Source organism: Aeoliella mucimassa (genome assembly GCF_007748035.1).
GTDB lineage: Bacteria > Planctomycetota > Planctomycetia > Pirellulales > Lacipirellulaceae > Aeoliella > Aeoliella mucimassa.
Window position 1 is genome coordinate 5,258,980 of sequence record NZ_CP036278.1, and the last position, 21,194, is coordinate 5,280,173.

Annotated in this window: 20 protein-coding genes; 14 read left to right on the forward strand and 6 right to left on the reverse strand. The window is 58.3% G+C overall.

The genetic code is table 11. The features are described 5' to 3' along the window. Positions 1-9: 9 nt before the first annotated feature. The 5 genes from trmD (at position 10) to Pan181_RS20570 (ending at position 4,578) form a co-directional block, all read left to right on the forward strand. Positions 10-729 (forward strand): tRNA (guanosine(37)-N1)-methyltransferase TrmD, encoded by a 720-nt coding sequence (trmD, locus tag Pan181_RS20550; RefSeq protein ID WP_145249617.1) that lies wholly within the window; start codon positions 10-12, stop codon positions 727-729. 41 nt (positions 730-770) lie between these two features. Next, positions 771-1,133, forward strand: coding sequence for a 50S ribosomal protein L19 (gene rplS, locus Pan181_RS20555; protein ID WP_145249619.1), 363 nt, complete (start codon positions 771-773; stop codon positions 1,131-1,133). A gap of 253 nt (positions 1,134-1,386) precedes the next feature. Continuing rightward, positions 1,387-2,853, forward strand: coding sequence for a Gfo/Idh/MocA family protein (locus Pan181_RS20560; RefSeq protein ID WP_145249621.1), 1,467 nt, complete (start codon positions 1,387-1,389; stop codon positions 2,851-2,853). Beyond that, positions 2,853-3,284 (forward strand): YraN family protein, encoded by a 432-nt coding sequence (locus tag Pan181_RS20565; protein ID WP_145249623.1) that lies wholly within the window; start codon positions 2,853-2,855, stop codon positions 3,282-3,284. The genes Pan181_RS20560 and Pan181_RS20565 overlap by 1 nt, the downstream gene beginning before the upstream one ends. Then, entirely contained in the window at positions 3,265-4,578 is a 1,314-nt protein-coding gene (locus Pan181_RS20570) for a hypothetical protein (RefSeq protein ID WP_145249625.1), read from the forward strand. The genes Pan181_RS20565 and Pan181_RS20570 overlap by 20 nt, the downstream gene beginning before the upstream one ends. 16 nt (positions 4,579-4,594) lie before the next feature. Here Pan181_RS20570 and Pan181_RS20575 read toward each other — a convergent pair whose 3' ends face one another. Further along, entirely contained in the window at positions 4,595-5,542 is a 948-nt protein-coding gene (locus Pan181_RS20575) for a DUF3472 domain-containing protein (protein ID WP_145249627.1), read from the reverse strand. Positions 5,543-5,699: 157 nt separating this feature from the next. Between Pan181_RS20575 and Pan181_RS20580 the strand changes: the two genes are divergently transcribed. Further along, positions 5,700-7,391 (forward strand): CTP synthase, encoded by a 1,692-nt coding sequence (locus Pan181_RS20580; protein WP_145249628.1) that lies wholly within the window; start codon positions 5,700-5,702, stop codon positions 7,389-7,391. A gap of 65 nt (positions 7,392-7,456) precedes the next feature. Then, complete coding sequence (locus Pan181_RS20585; RefSeq protein ID WP_145249630.1) at positions 7,457-7,867, forward strand: DUF1844 domain-containing protein; 411 nt, start codon at positions 7,457-7,459, stop codon at positions 7,865-7,867. Between the two features lie 256 nt (positions 7,868-8,123). Here the strand turns inward: Pan181_RS20585 and Pan181_RS20590 are convergent, their stop codons facing one another. Further along, positions 8,124-8,618, reverse strand: coding sequence for a division/cell wall cluster transcriptional repressor MraZ (locus tag Pan181_RS20590; RefSeq protein ID WP_145249632.1), 495 nt, complete (start codon positions 8,616-8,618; stop codon positions 8,124-8,126). Positions 8,619-8,965: 347 nt separating this feature from the next. Here Pan181_RS20590 and Pan181_RS20595 point away from each other — a divergent pair, with 347 nt between their 5' ends. From Pan181_RS20595 to Pan181_RS20610, 4 genes are all read left to right on the forward strand, one after another. Beyond that, complete coding sequence (locus tag Pan181_RS20595) at positions 8,966-10,918, forward strand: BPL-N domain-containing protein (protein WP_145249634.1); 1,953 nt, start codon at positions 8,966-8,968, stop codon at positions 10,916-10,918. Between the two features lie 64 nt (positions 10,919-10,982). Then, a complete protein-coding gene (locus tag Pan181_RS20600; RefSeq protein WP_145249636.1) occupies positions 10,983-11,249 on the forward strand; it encodes a hypothetical protein in 267 nt (88 codons plus the stop codon). Next, positions 11,249-11,650 (forward strand): type II toxin-antitoxin system VapC family toxin, encoded by a 402-nt coding sequence (locus Pan181_RS20605; RefSeq protein WP_145249638.1) that lies wholly within the window; start codon positions 11,249-11,251, stop codon positions 11,648-11,650. The genes Pan181_RS20600 and Pan181_RS20605 overlap by 1 nt, the downstream gene beginning before the upstream one ends. A gap of 237 nt (positions 11,651-11,887) precedes the next feature. After that, the gene (locus tag Pan181_RS20610) at positions 11,888-13,042 is read left to right on the forward strand and encodes a hypothetical protein (protein WP_145249640.1); all 1,155 of its coding nucleotides are present in this window, start codon (positions 11,888-11,890) and stop codon (positions 13,040-13,042) included. A gap of 381 nt (positions 13,043-13,423) precedes the next feature. On the opposite strand, the gene Pan181_RS20615 is transcribed toward Pan181_RS20610, so the two are convergent. Together Pan181_RS20615 and Pan181_RS20620 are read right to left on the reverse strand one after the other, a co-directional pair. Further along, complete coding sequence (locus Pan181_RS20615; protein ID WP_145249642.1) at positions 13,424-14,827, reverse strand: excinuclease ABC subunit UvrC; 1,404 nt, start codon at positions 14,825-14,827, stop codon at positions 13,424-13,426. A gap of 55 nt (positions 14,828-14,882) precedes the next feature. Then, a complete protein-coding gene (locus tag Pan181_RS20620; protein WP_145244898.1) occupies positions 14,883-15,824 on the reverse strand; it encodes an IS5 family transposase in 942 nt (313 codons plus the stop codon). Positions 15,825-15,951: 127 nt separating this feature from the next. On the opposite strand from Pan181_RS20620, the gene Pan181_RS20625 reads away from it, so the two are divergent. Further along, a complete protein-coding gene (locus Pan181_RS20625; RefSeq protein ID WP_145249643.1) occupies positions 15,952-16,683 on the forward strand; it encodes a hypothetical protein in 732 nt (243 codons plus the stop codon). An 87-nt stretch (positions 16,684-16,770) separates the two neighbouring features. Here Pan181_RS20625 and Pan181_RS20630 read toward each other — a convergent pair whose 3' ends face one another. After that, positions 16,771-17,148, reverse strand: coding sequence for a hypothetical protein (locus tag Pan181_RS20630; protein WP_145249645.1), 378 nt, complete (start codon positions 17,146-17,148; stop codon positions 16,771-16,773). Positions 17,149-17,397: 249 nt separating this feature from the next. After that, positions 17,398-19,191, reverse strand: a complete 1,794-nt coding sequence (locus Pan181_RS20635; protein WP_145249647.1) for a phospho-sugar mutase — start codon at positions 19,189-19,191, stop codon at positions 17,398-17,400. Between the two features lie 236 nt (positions 19,192-19,427). Here Pan181_RS20635 and Pan181_RS20640 point away from each other — a divergent pair, with 236 nt between their 5' ends. After that, positions 19,428-20,375 (forward strand): cytochrome c, encoded by a 948-nt coding sequence (locus tag Pan181_RS20640; RefSeq protein WP_145249649.1) that lies wholly within the window; start codon positions 19,428-19,430, stop codon positions 20,373-20,375. A 421-nt stretch (positions 20,376-20,796) separates the two neighbouring features. Then, the gene (locus Pan181_RS20645; RefSeq protein ID WP_145249650.1) at positions 20,797-21,093 is read left to right on the forward strand and encodes an RING finger protein; all 297 of its coding nucleotides are present in this window, start codon (positions 20,797-20,799) and stop codon (positions 21,091-21,093) included. Positions 21,094-21,194: the final 101 nt, after the last annotated feature.

Genomic DNA, 21,194 nt, shown 5'->3' on the forward strand with positions numbered 1-21,194 from the left:
GCGATTGCCATGCGGTTTGACTTGCTGACGCTGTTTCCCGAGATGTTTCCGGGTTACCTTGGCCAAAGCCTGTTGAACCTGGCGATCGAACGGCAGCTAGTCGAAGTCGCGGTGCACAACATTCGCGACTGGGCACGAGGAAAACACAAGAACGTCGACGATCGACCCTACGGCGGTGGCCCCGGCATGGTGCTCTCGCCGGAACCAGTAGTCGAATGCGTCGAGGCGGTCCAGCAGATGGATTCCCGGCCAAGCCGAGTGGTGGTACTCACCCCCGGCGGGCGAAGATTCGATCAGCGGATTGCTGAAGAGTACAGCGAAGAGCAGCGTTTGCTGCTTTTATGCGGGCGGTACGAAGGGTTCGACCAACGCGTGTTTGACATCCTTCAGCCGGACGAACTTTCGATCGGCGATTTCATCCTCAACGGAGGCGAAGTCGCTGCGATGGTGGTGATCGATGCCTTGGTGCGACTCGTACCAGGCGTGCTAGGCGACGAGCAAAGCAACAAGCAAGACTCGTTTAGCAGCGAAAACCGCCTACTGGAGTTCGCCCAGTACACCCGCCCGCGAGAGTATCGCGGCCATCAGGTGCCCGAGGTGTTGCTTTCCGGCAATCACCCGGAGATCGCCGAGTGGCGCACACAAAACAGCCTGGAGCGAACTCGCCAAAGACGGCGCGATCTGCTCGACGGTAACGAACAATCCCCACAACCTGCCGACAACTCCTAAGCTTGTCGGCTTAACGTCCACGCGAGTGAAGGTGGCCAGCCATGAGCCAGCAAATTCTTGATCTTGTAGAACAATCGAGCCTCAAGACCGAAGTCCCCGAGTTCGAAATCGGCGACACCGTGGACGTGCACACCAAGATTCTCGAAGGCGACAAGGAACGCATCCAGGTTTTCACCGGTGTGGTCATCGCCCGTAGCGGTTCTGGCACCCGCGAGATGTTCACTGTCCGCCGGATCGTGAACAACGAAGGCGTGGAGCGTAAGTTCCCCGTGCACTCGCCTCGCATCGACAAGGTGGAAGTCAAGCGTTCCGGCGTGGTTCGCCGTGCGAAGCTGTACTTCCTCCGCGATCGCGTTGGTAAGGCGGTCCGCCTCAAGGAACGTCGCCGCGACATCAAGAAATAACGACTCGGCAGCTACCCAGTAGCCGACTCCGATATTTCAGGTGCTCTGTTCAGCCTTTTCGCACTCTGGCGACGATTATCGACTCGTGCGCTTTGCTTTCGCACGAAATTAGTATTCTATAGAAGGATTGCGGTGACATCGGGCAACTTCTGCGCTCAACCTATTTGAGTCGCGGTCAGCCCCCGGTTTATACTGTTAGGTATAGGCTTCGTCTCGCACAGCAACCCACCATCCTCTCTATAGGACTTCGATTATGTCCACAGGCAGTACTACTCGTCGCCATTTTCTTCAAGCATCTTCCGCGGTAGGTGCTTCGCTGCTGCTCACTGGCACACGTGCCTCGGGTAGGGTGATCGGCGCGAACGATCGCGTTCGCATGGCAATCATCGGCGTGAACAGCCGTGGCAAGGCCCACATCGATGGCTTCGGCCGGATGAAAGATGTCGATCTCGCGTACATTGTCGATGCCGACGAGAACGTGCTCGCCAAGACCATGAGCAGCGTCGACAAAGCAACCGGCGGCAACCACAACTGCAAGACCGAAACCGATATTCGCAAAGTGCTTGAAGATCCGTCGATCGACGCAATCAGCATCGCGACTCCGAATCACTGGCACTCGCTCATGACCATCTGGGGTGCCCAGCATGGCAAGCATGTGTATGTCGAAAAGCCGATGAGCCACGACATCGCCGAAGGCCGCGTCGCCGTGGCTGCTCAAGAGAAGTACGGCGTCGTCATCCAACATGGCACGCAGCGCCGCAGCGATGCAGGCATTGCCGGTCTGCACGAAGCCCTTCAAGACGGGCGTCTGCCGAAGGTGAAGATCGCCTACGGCTACGCCTGCAAGCCGCGCCGTGGGATTGGCTTCAAGCAACCATCGACTCCTCCCAGCAACCTGCATTGGGATCTCTGGAAAGGTCCCGCAGTGATCGACGAGTACCACGCGAACCTGGTGCCTTACAACTGGCACTGGTTCTGGCCTACCGGCAACGGCGAACTGAACAACCAAGGGACTCACCAGCTCGACGTCGCCCGCTGGGCGCTCGATCCCGAGCTGACTCATCCCGTGCGGGCGATGGCCATCGGTGGCCGCTTTGCCTGGGACGATCAAGGCGAAACGCCAAACACGATGTACGGTATCGCCGAATACCCGAATGGTCAGTACTTGATGTTCAATGTTCGCAACTGGGAACACAAGAACTACAAGATGGAAGTCACCAACGAGTACTACCTGGAAGATGGTAGCTTGATCGTTGGCGAAGGCCGCTACAAGATCCGTCGTCCTGGCAGCAGCGAATTCGAACCGCTCGACCTGCCACGCGGCAAGGTGACCCCTGGTGGCAACTGGCGGGCGTTCATCTCCGCGGTCAAGGCGGGCGATCCTTCTATGGCCAATGGCAACGTGCACGATGCTCACAACGCTTGCGTGGTGGGTCACGTGATCAACAACAGCTACCGCCTTGGCGAAGAAGTTCCGTTCGACGAGAAAGCGGTGAAGTTTGGCGACAACGCCGACGCGGCCGAGCACTTCCTCCGCCTGCACGAGATGCTCAAGAAGGATGGCGGACTGACCCACGACGCCAACTACACGGTTGGCCCTTGGCTGCAGTTCGATCCCGAAACCGAGCGTTTCGTCGGCGATCATGCCGACGAGGCCAACGTGCTGGTGAAAGATCGCAACAACACCGGCTTCGAAGTCCCCAGCGTCGAAAACGTGTAATGACGCTCCCCCGCTCCCTTTCACGTTGGACCGAGTGGCTGCGTCCCACCCCGCAGCCGCTCGGCATACGTGGAGAGCGTTATGCGGCCCGCTGGTTGCGTCGGCAAGGCTACAAGATTGTCGCCGGCGGCCGTCGCTCGCGGTTTGGCGAAATCGACCTGATTGCGGTGCAGGGCGAAACTCTCGTATTTGTCGAGGTAAAAACCCGTCGCCAGGGCACGCTGGCCGACGCCCTCTCGGCGGTCGATCAGCAAAAGCAGCAACGCATCGCCCGCACGGCGACTGCGTTTCTTAAGCAGCATCATCTGCTGGAGTATCCCGCCCGCTTCGATGTGATCGCTTTGGTCTGGCCCGAAGCAACTCGGTATCCCCAGCTCCAGCATGTGCAATCGGCCTTCTCTCCAGCCGATCGTGGACAGTTCTTCAGCTAGCGCGGCCAAACTCCAGACGTTCGGTTACACTGAACCTGTCGCCGACTACCGCAGCCACGAAGGAGCCCGCATGTCCACGCCGGACGAACCGATCGATCAACACGCGCAGGACGCCTTCGCCCAGCTGCTACTCGATCGGCTTGCGCAGGGTGGAGAACCCAAAGAGGTGCTTTACGACGCCGAAGCGTTTACGCTCAGCCGCGACGACGACGAGCAAACCTTCTACCTCGGCAACGCGTTTGCCGAGTACCAGCGGGCGACCGAAGATGAAAAAGAACAGGTCATCCGCGTCTTTCTCAGCACTTGGTTTACGTCGCAATTTGAGCTGCCCACGAGCTTCGACGATGCCAAGGCCGACGTGTTGGTAACCGTGCGTGATCGCAGCTATTTCGAGATCGACATCCCGCTCTGCTCCGACAACCTGGAACTCTCCGAAGGGCTGATCTACAGCGAGTATGCCGAGTGCCTGGCGATCGCTCCGGTGTACGATATGCCGACCTCCATCCGTTCGCTCAGTGCAGGCGACCTGGAAGACTGGGGAGTCACCCTGTACGAGGTGATCGAAGTCGCCAAGCAGAACCTACGCGAGATGACCCGCGAGTACGCCCAGGCGGGGGAGCTTTACCTGTTTTCGTGCGGCGATAGCCACGACGCGGCCCGCATTCTGCTGACGGAGATCATTCAAACGCTCGAAGTCTCCGGCTCACCGATCGCTCTGGTGCCAAACCGCGAAATGCTGCTCATCACCGGCGAACAGAGCGACGAAGGCCTGCAGCAAATGCTCGCGCTCGCCAAACCGGCGCTGGAGCACGAGCGTCGCATCACCGGCACCGCGTTCCGACTCACCGGCGACCAGTGGCACCCCTGGCTTCCGCCAACCGATCACCCGCTCTACTCCGAGTTTCTCCTGCTGCAGCTGCAGGGGCTGATGGGCGATTACGAACGTCAGGAAGAGCTGTTTCGCAAGCGGGCTGCGCAAGGCAAGGCCGATGTGCCATTTCTCTCACGCTACACCGTGATGCAAAACGAAGAAGGCGCGCTCCGCAGCTACACCATCTGGCCGGGCGTTTGCCCTGCACTGCTGCCGAAAACCGACTACGTGATGTTTATGTCGAGCGACGAACAAGGCCTGCCGACGCACTTGGCCGCAGCTGCCAGCTGGGAACAAGTAGAGCAAGTGGTCGGCTCAGCCATGAGCCCCACCGACTTCTACCCCGAACGGTATCGCGTCGAGCGTTTTCCGACCGAACAGGAACTCGAACTGCTGGGTATCGCTCCCTGGTTGCAGAAGTAACCGGGGGAACTAGATCCTACTCCGCCGGCGTGGCCGGTTCGGTCTCGGCTGGCGTTTCGGTCTTCGGCGGTTCTGGCTGCTTCTCTTCGGCTGCCTTTTCTTCAGACGCTGGCTCTGGCAAGTCTTTGAAGTCCGGCAGGTCTTCTGGCTGCTTGAAGTGCTTGGCCTCGAGCTCCATGTGATCCCACAGCGGGGTTCCCTCGTTGCCGATGTCGCCTCCGGTGGCGAGGAAGAAGTCGCCCTCGACCTTTCCGGCGTCGATATTCACCGCTTTGTTGCCATCCGCGGTGAAACGCGCCTTGGCCAACGAGTGCCAAGTTCCGTCGGCGGTCTGCACCCAACCATTGCCGAAGTTGGCTTTCCGTGTCAGCTTGGTCGACTCGCGGTTGCGGCGAAAGTCTTCCACGAACGAGTAGCAGCCACGGATCAGCTGCCCTTTGCCGAGGGTCGAGAAGGTGGCCATTTGCTGCCACCGCTCTTCGTCGGGCAGATACACATATCCGGTGAAGACGGTTCGCTCGCCGTCGCGGCGGCTCGACACCACGAAGCGGTAGGTCTCGCCGACCTTCCAGTCGTAATCGTAGAACGATTGGCCGCCGGTGCCTTCGCCCCCAAACCGGCGAACGCGGACCCCCTCGCCCTGCCCCAGCACCTTCACGCGTCGCTCTTCCGGAACCGAGTTCGGATTATTCTGGCTGCCTGGATCCCACACGCTGAAGAGCACCACTTTGCGGTCGTCGGCCAGTTGCTGAATACCGAAGTACCCTCGCCCAAAACCGCACACCATGAAGTAGGTGCCAGGGGCCGACTCCTCGACCGTCATTTCGTTGTAAAACAACACCGATTCCGGAGCGGAGTAGCCGAGGTGCACCGAGCGGCAGGCGATGCCGGTCAGCCGTTCGCTTGCCTGGCCCACGGTTGAAAAGAGTGCTGCCAGAGCGATAAAAAGCAGAATTCGGGGCATCTTTGCAACCTCGCACCAAGTGGGGAAAAGGCCCAATTATAGCCACCGGTCGTCGCTCGATGAAAACCCCTCTGCAAGCACCCCCTAAACGTTTAGAATCGGTAGCATTCAGGCAATCCGCTCCCTCCTACCTGCATGCCAGGAAGGCACTCTGACGATGGCGAAACATATTTTTGTAACTGGTGGTGTTGTTAGCTCGCTCGGCAAAGGACTGACGAGCGCCTCGATCGGCATGCTGCTCGAAAAACGCGGCCTGCGGGTGCGGATGCAGAAACTCGACCCGTACATCAATGTCGACCCCGGCACGATGAGCCCCTACCAGCACGGCGAAGTCTACGTGCTCGACGACGGCAGCGAGACCGACCTCGACCTCGGCCACTACGAGCGGTTCACCAACAGCCCGCTCAACCACTACTCCAACTACACCACCGGCCAGATCTACCTGAAGGTCATCAACAAGGAACGCCGGGGCGAGTTCCTGGGAAAGACCGTGCAGGTGATTCCGCACGTGACCAACGAGATCAAGAACGTGATCAAGCGGATCGCCGAGCCGATTGAGAACGAGCCTGAAGCCGATGTCGTGATTACCGAAATCGGTGGCACCGTCGGCGACATCGAGAGCCTGCCATTCCTCGAAGCGATTCGCCAGTTCCCCATCGACGTCGGCAAAGAGAACTGCTTGTTCATCCACCTGACGCTGGTCCCTTACCTGAAAGCGGCCAAGGAACTGAAGACCAAGCCAACGCAGCACTCGGTGAATCAGCTTCGCGAAATCGGCATCCAGCCCGACGTACTGGTCTGCCGCACCGAACAACCGATGAGCCGGGATGACTGCGAGAAGATCGCGTTGTTCTGCAACGTGCCAGCCAATGCCGTGATTGAAGAACGCGACAAGGACTTCTCCATCTACGAAGTCCCGTTGAGCCTGGTCGACAACAAGCTCGATAGCCTGATCTGCGATCGCTTGGGACTCACGACCCGCGAACCGAATCTCGACGACTGGCGCGAGCTGCTCCATCGGCTGCGTCATCCCGATCACGAAATTCACGTCGCCGTGGTCGGCAAGTACGCCGAGCATGCAGACGCTTACAAGTCGATTTACGAGTCGCTCGATCACGCCGGCATTGCCAACAAAGCTCGTGTTCGCATCTCACGAATTCGCAGTGAAGAGATCGAAGCCGAGGGCCCCGAACGACTGCTGAGCAGCTGCGACGCGGTGCTCGTGCCTGGCGGTTTCGGCGAGCGTGGCATAGAGGGCAAAGTCGATGCGATTCGCTACGCACGCGAGCGCGGCATCCCGTTTTTCGGCATCTGCCTCGGTATGCAGTGTGCGGTCGTGGAGTACGCTCGCAACGTCTGCAACCTCGATGGAGCCCACAGCACCGAGTTCGACAAAGACACCGAGCATCCTGTTATTTGTCTGCTCGACGAGCAACGAACCGTCACCGAGAAGGGTGGCACCATGCGACTCGGCGCTCAGCCAACCACGCTGGCCGAAGGCAGCAAAGCGGCCACTTGTTATGGCACTAGCGATATCTCCGAGCGGCATCGGCATCGCTACGAGTTCAACAACGCGTATCGCACGCAATTCACCAGCCATGGGTTCCTGTTCGCCGGTACCAGCCCCGATGGCGAGCTGGTCGAGGTGATTGAAATTCCCGATCACCCCTGGTTCGTCGCAGTGCAATACCATCCGGAGTTCAAGAGCAAGCCAACGGCCGCCCAACCGTTGTTCGCTGGCTTCATCGCCGCAGCAGTCGACCACCGTGTTGCCCGCCGTGAGAAGAAGCGAGCCGAGCAAGCGGATCAATCGCCGGGCGAAAGTTCGCCCGCATCGAGCGGGTCGTAAGCCGCTCGACGCGCTGTTTTATTCACTCCTGTCGCAACCCCGTTATCCCTTTTACTATCAGAACGATGTCTGAAGAAAAGAAAATCATCATCGACGAAGATTGGAAGTCGCAAGTCGAAGCCGAAAAGGCGGCTGCCAAGTCGACCAAGCCAGAAGAGTCCCCCCCAGCCGACGAGCAGGCGTTTCCCACGGATCCGCCGATGCCGCCCGCTTCGTTCACCATCCTGATTTCGACGCTGGCCACCGAAGCGATGATGGCCCTTGGTCAGATGCCCCACCCGGTGACCGGCGAAGTGATGTCGCGGCCGAATCAAGCAAAGTACTTGATCGACACCATCGGCATGCTCAAAGAAAAGACCGCTGGCAACGTCACGGCCGAAGAGACCTCCGGCGTGGAAGAACTGCTGCACTCGCTTCGCATGGCTTATGTCTCGATGCCGAAGCCGGCCAACGAATCGAACGCGGCCAACTCTTAATCGCGTAAGCAGAGTCGCCTTAGCGCTGGCTCGCGATCACCAACTCGAATTCAAATTCTCAAACGCACTGCTGTTTCAGCAGTGCGTTTGTTTTTGGTACCGCGCATAAACAAACCACGTCCAGTTTCTGACGTACTTCACGCTCACGGTGACTTGCATCCCGCGCCGGGTGACAACGGACGGGGTTCCAACGTGTCGTACGCTTGAAGACTGGACGTGGTTATAGCCGATCGGAATCGGCGAGGGTGGTGTTCGGTTAACTCGATAGTTGGTCAAACAGTTCGCGGAAGGTAGGCATCTCGTCGCCGATCGTGCCAGCCCAGTGGTCGGGATGCCAGATCTCGACACACACGGCCGCTCCTACCAGCACCACGGTTCCTCCAGGTTCGACTCCCAGGAACTCGCGAAAGCCTTCAGGAATCACCAGTCGACCGCGTCCCGCCAACGGCACCTCGCGATGTCGGGTGGAGAGCAATCGGCCAAGCTGCTGCACTTCGGCAACACGCCCGTCTAGCTTGCCGGCTTCAATCTTGCTTCGGACCAAGGCAATGCCATTGTCGAGGTGTTTCTGCCACTTCGCTAAGTTCCACAGACTTAAACAGCCCCGGCGTTCTTTGGCGAGCAGACAACGGTCGACCGATTCGTCGTCGGAGGTTAGGCCACTTACCATCTCGCCGGGCAGCGACAATCGAAAACGATCGTCCAGCGAACGAGTGACTTCCCCGAGTAATAGACCTTCGACCGACGGCATAGCACCCCGTGAAGCGTGCGAGCCAGGCGGCTATCACGCAGCGATTCCTACGACTCCCTTCTCGTTAGCATGGGACAAAAACCCACAGCAAAACCGTTTAACAACTATCTTATGGGCAGGATTCCCACCTGCCACAAACAAATGATAGCGAGTCGCCAACAGACTTCAACCACTTGGGGCAAGAATCCCACGAATTGGCAAATTTGCCGCAGCACATCCCACCCATCCCCACCGACGCAACTAGTTTTGTCGCCTGCAATGCATCCAGTCTGGCAAATTGCTACATTGTGCGTGCCCGCCAAACTCCCCCCTCCCCCTCGCTACATGCATTGCAAAGGACCTGCGCCATGCACCTGCGCCTCCCCTGCCCCGCTCGCGCGTTGCTGCTACTACTTTCTGCACTGCTGGCCCCGGTTGGTTCAGCTTGCACGACGGCTGTTGTCAGCGGTCGGGCGACCGAAGATGGCCGCCCGATCCTCTGGAAGAATCGCGACTACATCGCCAGCCCGCGAAACGAGGTCGCCATCCTCAGCGGCGGGCGTTATCGTGCGGTCGCGGTGGTGAACGCCGGCAAGCGCACCTCGGCCTGGATGGGCACCAACGAAGCGGGGCTCTGCATCGAAAATTCGCTGAGCAACGACCTGAAGGTCGACCAAAAATCCCAAGGACTTCGCAATGGTGGTTTCAATCGCGAGGTGCTACTTACCTGCGCAACCGTCGACGACGTGCAGGCGTTGCTGGAACGCACCAATCAGACGGGCCGACAAACCACCGGCAACTTCGGAGTGATCGACGCGCAGGGAGGTGCCGCCTTGTTCGAGGTCGGCCCCAACAGTTACACGATGTTCGACGCCAACGATCCGCAAGTCGCTCCGCAGGGCTTTTTGATTCGCACCAACTTTGCGACCACCGCCCACCAGTTGCCAGCGAACCCATCTGCCGAAGCCGCGGCCGACCTTTACTCTGGTAAACGCTATCAACGCGCAAGCACACTGCTAGCCACGTGCGCTAACGGGCGATTGTCGGTACCCTATTTCATTCAGCACCTCACTCGCGATCTGGCCAACGAAGCAGGCGATCCGCTGGTTGGCTCGGTGAATGGTCGCCAAGGCCAGCTCCCAGCGATCATCGATACCAAGAGCACGATCAGTCGCACCGGCACGGTATCGGCCGCGGTGTTTCACGGAGTACGCCCTGGCGAGAACGCCCGCCTGACAACGATGTGGGTCATGCTTGGCGATCCTAAGTTTTCGGTAGCTGTCCCTTGCTTCGCCGGCATGACCGCGGTGGCCGATCCCCTGCAAGGCGATCGCGGGGCCGAGCTTGGCGAAGTCGCCCGCACGCTCCGCGACATCAGCCACACCCGCCGGACCGATCGCTTTCGCACGGAACTCCTACCAGGCATCTGGAACGACATCCTGCCGCTCGAGAGCAAGCACTTAGAGCAAACCATCACGACTCGCGAAGGTTGGCTCGTCGAACCGACCAGCACCGACGCGCTCAACGAGCTTCACTCGCAAGTTGCGAACGAATGCTATCAGGCACTGACTCGCGAACGAGACCAGGCAAAGACAACGCTTGTTGCCGGCAAGGCCACTACGCTCGATTCGACCCTCGCTCCTCAGACGACCAAAGTAGCGATCTACGACCACAGCGATGGCTCGGCCAACGGACCGAACCACTTGCTGCAGTTCCTTACGACCGACGCCGGCTTTGTCGCCGAGCGAGTTGGTCCCGAGCAGATTCGCCAAGGCCAATTGCAGAACTACGACGTGCTGATCGTGCCTGGCGGCAGCGCCAGTTCGCAGTCGAAACACCTGCAGCAAGAAGGGCGCGACGAGATTCGGCACTTCGTCGAATCTGGCGGCGGCTACGTTGGCATCTGCGCCGGGTCGTATCTCGCTTCGACGCACTACTCTTGGTCGCTCGGCATCCTGAACGCCCGGGTGTGGGATCGCGTGCATTGGGCCCGCGGCACCGGCAGCGTCGAGCTAAGCCTGTCGGAGTCGGGCCAGTCGACACTGGGGAGCGACGACCCCGTCGTGCAAGTACACTACGCCCAGGGGCCGCTGCTAGTCCGCGGGCGCGAGGCCGACCTGCCGACCTACGAGGTGCTGGCCACCTACCAAACCGAAGTCGCCAAGAAGGGAGCCCTGCCCGGCGCGATGGAAGGCACCCACGCGATTGTCCGCTCCACCTTTGGCGAGGGCCGCGTGATCTGCTACAGCCCCCACCCCGAAGTCGAATCGGGCCCCAACTACCTGATGGCCAGCGGAGTCAAATGGGCAGCTGGGGAGTAGTCGGGGCAATTCCTAGCAACGATGGATGGCCTGCACTTGGTCGTGAGATATAATGGATGAGAACGTGCTTCGCCTAGCATTGCCAGGAGTTGAAATGGACGAGAGCATCACTGCCACTTATCAAGCGGGACGAATCGAGCTATCTGCTGCGGTCGACTGGCCGGACGGAACCCAGGTAGAGGTGCGCCCAGTTGCCCAAAGCTCGCCCACAACTCCTTCGAATACCAATGTTTGGCCGAAGGGATTCTTCGACCAACTCCGTAGCGAATGGGGAGAGGAGCCCTTTGATCGGCCAGCCCAAGGTGAGCTCGAGCAGCGCGAGGATTGGTAATGGCGTGGCTCCCTGATACCAATGTATGGATCAATCTGCTGAAGCAACCGGGCAGTCTTCTCGAACGAAAAGTACTGAGCCACTCGCCGGATCAAATATTACTCTGCTCGATTGTTAAAGCCGAACTGTGGCATGGCGCTCAGAAATACGGGCGGACGGATCGCCGGCTGTCGTTGTTAGACAAGCTGTTTGCCCAATTTGCTTCACTCCCATTCGACGACGAAGCTGCCCGGCACTACGCAGACATTCGGCACCAACTCGAATCCATCGGTGCTGTGATTGGCCCCAACGATCTCAAGATAGCCGCTATCTGCCGGTCGACGAACTTGGTGTTAGTTACGGCCAATTTATCCGAGTTTTCGCGAGTAGAGGGACTGCAACTCGAAGACTGGACATCTTAGCCAATCCGACTGGGCTGTCCCCATCAAGGAGCTAAGCCAAACGCTGGGAACGTCGAGAATCCGGCCCCGCCAAGCCAGCCGATTTACGTTCGGCGAGGGCCGCGTGATCTGATCCTGCCCTACCTCGAACTCGGATAAGGTCCCAACTACCTGATGGCCAGCGGAGTCAAATGGGCAGCTGGGGAGTAACGAGTCCCCTAAACAGGCAGGTGGATTCCCGCATGCTTTCTAGGTACAATGCAGGAGGTATTCACACCAGATGTTGTCGATCCGAGGTTCTTCTCCGATTCTTCGCTGAACACCGGAAGAATCGACGAGGAGCTCGTAACACCGGTTGCCTTGGGGGCAAACACAATGTACAGCAAACACTTACTACTTTCGCCACTTCTGTTCGTCATAGGCACCGTTACCTCTCATGCAGCGCAAGTTAGATTTGACATTATCCCAGCATCATTGAATTCCATCGAGTTATACGCCATGGTGGAATCTGGAGCCGATGAGACCATGGGAATCGCTGAGTTTAATATCCGATTGTCTGGGCTTGATGCAGCTGGCATCGATGGAGGTTCGATTACCTACACCCCACCCGTACTTGGAGGCATTAACGAGGAGTACAAGTACGTTGGATTTGTGAACATCAATAGCTCGAGCGTGAATTCGGATCGCTTCGGCGCCGGTGGCATCCAGCAAGCATTAGTTTCGAACGAGGCACTACCAATCTTCAACATCGGGGAGTCTCAGGTATACGTTCCGTTACTCGACACCCCATTGCAGCCTGACGATGTGGTAGTTCAGTCAGGCGCCTACCTCGGGGCTTTTATATTTCCTGACATAGCCGAAGTTACAATCCAGAATTTTTCGTTAAGCATCCGCCTATTCCCCAACGATTATCCGAATGCACCGCTGCAAGAAGCAGATTCCATTTACTACTGCTTTGATTGCGGTTGGTTCCCTACCCCCAAACTAAGTGCAATGGCGGTTGATACGGAGCTGAACAGCCTCTTGCTGGACGCGATTACGGAGGACACAGATGGGAGCATTCTTCTAACAGATGCTCTCCGAGTTACCAATAATGGCACTCAAAGCTATTCTTTTGAGGAGTTGGGAGATATTTCGAGTAGTGTGCTACTGAGCGACGACTTGTTGGCCCTAGGCTTCACTGGTACCGTGCTACCTGGCTCAAGTAACGACACCTTTTCGCTCGCACTCGAAGGACCTTTTGACTCGCTTGGTCCCGATCGTCCATTCGCAGGCTCCGTGGACTTTGATTCTATATTTGGTGGGTCAGACACCATTGGATTCAGCGTGAGTGTCCCAGAGCCATCAGCATTGGGAACAGCGACTCTGGCCTTGGTATTCCTCACACTAAGCTATAGAAGCAGTCGTCGCTGACCTGCTTCCCCAGCGAACACACACGTGCACACATGTGCCCTTATCTTCCCACTTTTCAGTAGTAAATGGACACCTAATTTGATCCAATAGAGGGTATCCCTCACGGGGGTACTTGCTGTTTGACAATTGAATCTTTTGGGCCATCAAACCACTTTAAATCCGCCGCTATTATTTTGCCCCCAGGGGGCAATTGCTGGTTTGAGTTACGTCGATGCGTCGTCGCGTAAATGGTGGCGTGATAAGCGGTTACCGCGTTTGCTCGCGCCGTAAGAAAAGCCCCCACCGATCGATTTTCCGACAAATGGGGGCAAAACACCCGCCGGCTATCCCTGGCAGTAAACCTTGGGTTATGGCAGTTATCCACCAAGTCGCTACGGGCGACTACTCGCCGAGCGTTCTTTTGTGGCGGAGCAGGTGGTGGTAGTGCTGGGCGAAGCGGTGCGACTCGTCGCGGACGTATTGCAGCAGTCGCAGTGCGAAGCTGTGTCGGCTCAGGCGGAGCGGTTCGTCGCGGCCGGCCATGTACACCAGCTCTTCCTTTTTGGCGATCGATAGCACCGTGGGGGGCTCGATGCCGAGGGCGTGGAACGCTTCCATGCCGCGGTTGAGCTGCCCTTTGCCGCCGTCGATTAGCAGGATGTCGGGGAACACCTGGTCGGTCTCCTGCAAGCCGCGGAACCGCCGGGCGACGACCTCGCGAATGCTCGCGTAGTCGTCGATGCCTTGGACTTCGCGGATCCGGAACCGACGATACCCCGGCTTGAATGGCAAGCCATCGATGAATTGCACGAGGCTCGCGACCGTTTCGTTTCCGCCGAGATGGGCGATATCGACCCCTTCGATCGTCCGCGGCGTTTCGGCCAATCCTAACACCTTCCGCAAACCAGAAAGGCCTTTCTTCGGATCTATGTAAAACACCTCGGGCTGCTCATGCTGCTCCAGGTCGCCGCGTTCCTTGATGCGTTCGAGCAGTTTGATCTCGTCGCGGAGCCGAGCGGCCTTCTCAAACCGCAGCTCAGCGGCCGCCTGCTCCATTTCCTTTTGCATGTCTTTGACGAGCGACTTGCGATTGCCATCGAGGAACATCCGCAGCCGCTTAATATCGCGGCGGTAGTCTTCCTTGCTCACTCGCAAATTGCATGGAGCAGTGCACTGGTCGATCGACGCCAGCAAACAGGGACGAAACCACCGCCAGCGCTCGTCGCCATCTTCGATGTCGAGCGAGCAAGTGCGAAACTTGAACACCCGCTGCATCACCTGCAGTGCACCGCGCAGGCTGCTGACATTCGTGAACGGACCATACAGCTTCACACCGCTCGAGCTGGGAGTACGCGTGATTTCGACGCGAGGAAAATCTTCGTGAGTAGTAATTTGCAGATACGGAAACGACTTATCGTCGCGAAGCTCCTGATTGAACTTCGGTTGAATGTCCTTGATCAGCCGGGCTTCGGTCAGCAGAGCGTCGACCTCGCTCTCGGTTTCGATGTAGTCGATGTCGTACGCTTCGCGAACCAACTGCTCGGTGCGGCGTTCCTCCGCAGCGGCCTGCAAGAAGTAACTGCCCGCCCGGGCTTTGAGATTCTTCGCCTTGCCGATGTAGATGACCCGACCTTGCTGATCCTGAAACAGATAAACGCCCGGCGTGGTCGGGAACTTGCTCCGCACCTTGTCGGCCGCCCGGGCGAAAAACTCGGCCTGGGTCTTCGGCAATTCCGGCGCAGGCGCACCCGTATCGCCGGCCGGGGTCGATTCGATCGCTTCGAGCTTAGGTGTGTCTTCTTCCATAGATACAAGAAAGGATAGGCTTACAAAGGCTTATAGACCAGAGAGGCCTTGTTGACTAACTCCACTCGAACTGTGGAAGCCCGAGTTGGGTGAATTGATTGATGATTTTACAGCGCAAGCGGGCTTCCGTTTGTTGGTTTTCGAATACTCGGTTTTTGAGATGGCTCCCAAAGCTTTGTTTCACTCGGTACATGGTCGTTTCCGCCAAGCTTCTACGATGATAGCCCACTTCCTCTTTCCAACTCCTACGCCCCTTGCGTCGAATCTGACGAATTGCCTCGTCCCGGGGCAAAGGCTCCTCCGCAGAGTTGCCATGTTGTTTGATCTTGGCGTTGTGCTGCGGCGGAATCACCGGCTCAATGCCTTCGGATTCCAGCCCTTCATAAACCTTCCACTTGTCGTAACTACCGTCGCCGTGAAACTTTTTTACGGGCTGCTCCACCTGCTCCAGCATTTCGGGAACCGCATCGGCATCGTGGCAACTGTTCTCGGTCAAAATCTCCGCCACAATCTCGCGGGTGTCAGGATTCACCGACAAATGCAGCTTCCGCCATGTCCGCCGCTTCGACTTGCCATGCGTCCGCATCTTCCATTCGCCCTCGCCAAACACTTTCATGCCGGTGCTATCCACCACGATATCGATGTCGCCCCTCTTGTTAGCGATATCGAGCGAAACATTCAGCTTGCTGGCTCGCTTGGCGAGCGAAGAATAATTGGGAATCGCTGCCTCGACGCCCAACATCGCCACCAGCGAGCGGCCGAATCCCTCAGTCTGCCGATAGGGAAGTTTCAGCAGTTCGCGAATCGTCAGCAAGCACTCGATCGCCGTATCGCTGAAGACAAAAGGGCGACCGACTTTTGTCTGGTCGTTAGGATGTTCCCAGTTCTCCAACGCCTCGTCGCTAAACCAAATAGTGATGTTTCCACGCTCGATGAGCGACTTGTTATACTCCTTCCAGTTCGTGACTTTGTAGGTTCGTTTTTCTTTCGTAGCCATGTTCGATCTCCGTAAAAAAGGTACGTGGTTCCATTCCACGTTAGTTTTTACGGAGGTTTGTGACTAATTGTTCAACAAGGCCGACCAGAGATGCCAGAAACCGCGATTATTCCCAAGAAACCAGACCATGATTTGTAAGACTGCTAGCTTTGAACAGACGCTCGCCCCGCCGCAGGAAGACCTGCCTCGGCCGATGTGGACACGGCTAAACGTCGACGGTATTGAGCTGACCAACTCGGTGGAGTATGCCGGATGGCATGAAACGCCAAGCGAGCTAAGCGTTTGCGAGTCGTGCTGGAGTTCTTGCTGTGCCATGCAGAATCTGGCCGTCGTCGCCAGGCTGGGCGAATGGCTTGCTTGCTTTCCAGCAGACCTTACCGCTCTAGATGCCATGCGTCGGGAAATCGTGAGCGAATCGAACCTCTTCGGCCATGTGTTGCTCTTCGAGCCAGAGCTATGGAGGTCGATGCAGGCGGAATGCCAAGCACTGCCAGCGATCGATAGCTTCCCAGGCATCACTCGCGGCCAATTACTAAACCTGTGGCTGCGGCAATTACCACAAGCACTCCTCAATCAGCCAAGACCAGGTGACCTACGGAATCGGATGGAGTCGCTGCTAGCTTCGGACCCTCTCTCGGAGTCAGAAGCGGTACAGCGAATCGACAAACTGCTGGAATGGGTGAACGAGTCTCCCCATAGCGAAGTACAAGGCAGCGTTGCAAAGCTCGGTGGGCATCTGAGTCCGCTGAATACACTCCATTTCGACGGACATCCATCGCCTGCATGGACCTGCTGCACGGCAACTGAGCCGTTGGGATTAGTACTTGATCACTCCATTGTGTTTGAGGTGGAGGGATAAATGTTACACAGCCAAACGAAAAAACCGGCAGCAGAACTTGCGTTCTGCCGCCGGTCGAGGTGGGTGGCAATCGCTCACCGCGATGGCTTAGGGATGGTGATGGTCCCAGTGGCCTTGCTGGTGGTAATCGTAATGCCCGGGCATGTAGTCGAAGTGGTTGCCGTGCCATTGCAGGCTAGGAGCGTGGTAGTCCCAGTGGCTGTTGTCGTGCCAGCTATGGGCACCGCCCCAGCCGCCGCCGTGATTCCAACCAGGGTTGGGGTAATAGCAACCCTGCGAATAGCCGGGGGAGGCAAAGCCCCCGCCATACCCGCCGTAGTAGGTGTGCCGAGCATGAGGATTGCCAACATCCACATGCACGCGGCCGGTGCTGAAATGAAAGCCCTTCGCGTCGGCCGAATCGGCCGTGATGCCAGTGAAGGCCAAAGCAACAAACGCAGCAGCAGGAAGAACGAACTTGTACATCGGGTGGTCTCCAGGATATGGGTCTTGCGGGAGCCGGCACTCAGTTGCCGGACTTCTCAGTACCTAATGCGAAGCGAATGCCAATTCCCTTCGAGCTGCCTGGAGAACGACCTAAACACTTATAAAACAATGACTTACAGACAAATCACCTTCGACGCGTCAAACGCAAAACGCCACCGTTATGCAGTCATAACGATGGCGCTGCGAATCAATTTGGTGCGAGGGATAGCAGCTCCCGAAGCAGTGCTGTTAGACGCCAGCGAACTCGCGGAGTCCCGCTTCCATGCTGTCGAGCTGGGCGTCAAGTTCGGCCTTGGCGACGTCGAGATCGTGCAGCTTTTCTGGAGCGATGAAGGCGAACATGTAGAACTTGATCTTCGGCTCAGTGCCGCTGGGGCGGCAAGCAACGTAGTTACCTTCTTCGGCCAGATCAAGAATCACCAGGTCGCCAGTCGGCTCTGGGAGCGGCTCGGTGGTTCCGTCGCTCTTGGTAGTCACGTTCTGCAAATAGTCGCGACGCTGAGCGACCTTGATACCGGCCAGTGCTTCCGGTGGGTTGGTACGGAACTGGGCCATCACGGCCTTCATGCGATCCATGCCGTCGCTACCAGGCATCATGACCGATACGGTCCGCTCCGCGTGCAACCCTTGTTGCCAGAACAGGTCGTCGAGCTTCTCGTGCAGCGTCTTGCCTTCGGCCTTGAGCTTGGCCGCCAGTTCGCAAGCGAGCATCGCAGCTACGGCGCCGTCTTTGTCGCGAACGTGGGTGCCGGCCATGTAGCCATGCGACTCTTCGGTACCGTAAAGGAAGTTCTGCGGGCCGTGGGCGTCGATCGCCTGGGCAATCCACTTGAAGCCGACCAACAGATCGCTGTAGGTGTGAATGCCATAGCTGATGCCGATACGTTCGATCAGCTTGGTGGTCACCAGCGTGGTGACCTGAAAGTTCTGCGAAGTCGGATTGCGAGTCTCGCAAACATAATACGACAGCAACGCGCCAATCTGGTTGCCAGTAAGGGTGCGCCAGTCGCTACCGGATTCGAGCGTCAGCGGAGCGGCCAGGCCGATGCGGTCGCAGTCGGGATCGGTCGCCAGGCAAACGTCGGCGCCGATGTTCATGGCATGGCCGATAATGGCGTCGAATACTTCGGGATTCTCGGGGTTCGAAACATGCCCTGGCACGTTGGGAAAATCGCCACTCGGTTCGGCGTGCAGCGCGAACACTTCGACGTCGGTGAAGCCATCCTTCTCAAGCGCAGGAACCACGCAGGTGGTACCGACACCATGCAGCGGAGAGTACAGCACCTTCAGCTCACGCGGCCCTGCGGTGCCTTGCTGCACCACCGCTTCGATGAACGCCTTGTCGACTTCCTCTTCGCAACGCACGATTTTGCCTTCGGCTTCGGCCTTATCGAAGTCGGCCCGCTCGATCTTGTCGGTGGTCATCACGCGATCGATGATGCCTTTGTCGTGGGGCGGCAGCACCTGAGCACCGCTCGACCAGTAGACCTTCACTGCGTTGTCGCTCGGCGGGTTGTGACTCGCGGTGACCATGATGCCGCACGAGCAGTTCTTGTAGCGCACCGCGTACGACAACTCGGGCGTGCTGCGATAGCTGCTGAGGAAATAGACCTTGAAGCCAGCGGCCACCATGATTTCGGCACACAAGCGGGCGAAGTCCTCGGAGCGGTGACGCGTGTCGCGGGCAATCGCGCACGACAACTCGGCTCCCTCGCCAAGCGTGGCCTTCACGTAATTGGCCAGACCCTGGGCACTTTCGCCGATCGTGCGATCGTTAATCGCATTGGAACCAATCGGGTACATCCGACCCCGGCGACCACCGGTGCCGAAGGGAATGATGGTCCAGAAGGCGTCGTCCAAGGCTTGCCATTTTTCCGAGGTCACGTGCTCGGCCACCTGGTCGGCGTAGTCGGCATACTTCGGCTCGGTGAGCCATTCGCGAATATGGGTAGCGGCGGTCTCGGTGATTTTTCCATCGGCCGCGGCCGCTTGTACGGCGTCGAGAATTGCTTGCGAAGCCATGCGATTATTCCTCAATCAAGTCGCTTGGGGCACCAACCGGCACCCGCGAACGTTCAAGTCTTCGGCAACCATGCTGGGTCGCCGAAAATTAGCAGTAACAGGCAGTCCATAGGCTATCACACGCGTTTCAGGCTCACTAGATGGCAGCAAAAACGGCAAATTCGGCCACTCGCACGCTACAATAGTGCAGGTGCGGCCACTCGGCTGTTCGACGAGAGCTTTCAGGAGAGAATCGGATGAATCGAACCCTCTTAAGTTTGCTGCCGATGGCCGCGATTTGGTGCGGAGTTGCCACGGCCGACGAAGCCGCCGCCCCCCGCGCGAAACCGCCTGCCGAGTGGCCCCGCGATGTTCGCGAGGTGTTCTTCGACGACGCCCGCGAGCAACTCGTTGGCTCGCGTCCGAACTACGGAGAGGTCGCCGCGGCCGCGAAACAAGCGAATAGCGCCGCCCCGCTGGCAGGTTCGGAGACCGCTGACGCGAGCCAAGGCTTCGCATGGTCGAAGCTCGTAACGGCCGACGTGATTGAGTCGGAAATCAAACGTCAGCTCACTCCGCTGCAGCCGCTGGTGGCCACTCCGGCGACGTTTAAAGGGGGTGGCTATCGCGAATGCCGCAACCGCTTTACCTGGCTGGCGACTCTGTTTGCCGTGGCTGGCGACTACGACGACTCGGTACGCTGGAAAGACTCAGCGACCGCGCTCGCCCAGCTGTACGGGCGGGCTGGGGCCAACTGCAAAGTCGGCACCGACCAGAGTTTTCGCGAGTCGGAGCTTCGCGTGCAGGACCTCGCGGACCTGATCCGCGGCGGACGCCCCACGGTGGACGATGCCCAGCCCGACGTTGGTTGGGATCGCATTGCGGATCGCTCGCCATTGATGCGGCGGATGGAGGCCTGCCTGGCCGAGGGAATCTCGCCAAATGCGTCCGACGGTCGAGCGCTGTCGGCCAACGCCGAGGACTTAGCCCACGAAGCCCAGCTAATGGCACTCATGGCCGAGGTGATCATGCAGCCTGGTTTCGATTACTACGACGACGAGAGCTACCGTGGGCACTCCACCCAGCTTCGCGACGCCGCGGTTGCTTTGACGCAGGCGATCGAGCTGGAGAACTTCGCCGCCGCCCGCGAGGCAATCGGCAACATGGAAAAGGCCTGCAGCAATTGCCATGACGAATGGCGGTAAGAAGTGATGGGACTGCTAGCAGCCGCCCAGCATGAAAGTCCGAAAACTAGCCCAGCACTCCTTTTTTAACCCAAATATCCCCTATTCAGAGACCAAGAAGCTCGAAAGGAATTTTCCAAAAACCTGCCGGCGACCGTGAACCCGGCGGCGAATCCAAGTGTCCAACCCCCGTATCCGCGATTTTTGCACCTGCGAGGGGCCGATTTTGCCGATACCAAGCGGGCAGGCAGGATCGGACGGATGCGGCAAAGTGCCGGAATTGTCTTGACCCACCGTGCCTGGCGTGGGATGTTTGAGGTGTGGCCAAAGATGGGCGGTTAGCAGCCGCCGGTGCTTTGGACCTCCCGGACGTAGGTTCCGGCTCCCGTTTTTCAATCCATTGTTCTCCCCCAAGCGCGCCCAAAAGCGCAGCGAGGCAGAAATGCTCACTATTATCAACGACAACACGATGATTCTGGACACGATCAACGATCGCCAGGACCGCACTATCGTGGCTTCGTCGACGATGATGCGTGGACTTGAACGCCTCGTTGCCCATCTATTGCGCGCAGTAGTACCGGTAGTAGCGGTATGCACCTATCCCGTAGGTGCCGCCCGCGCGGCCGAGAGTTGTCGACACTCATTTCATTCGAAGTGTTGGCAACCAAGTCTGGGTAGCTCGAAACAGCTACCAGGCGTCGGCCAACCGGTGGGCTCCGGCAGAATATTAGCCGGCTGATCGCCAGAGAGATCTGCCTAGATCTCGAAGCGGAAAATCAGAAAAGCCCGTCGCAGCCGGCCCCAGCGGACCGTTCGCCCATGGCATCGTTATGCCTAGGC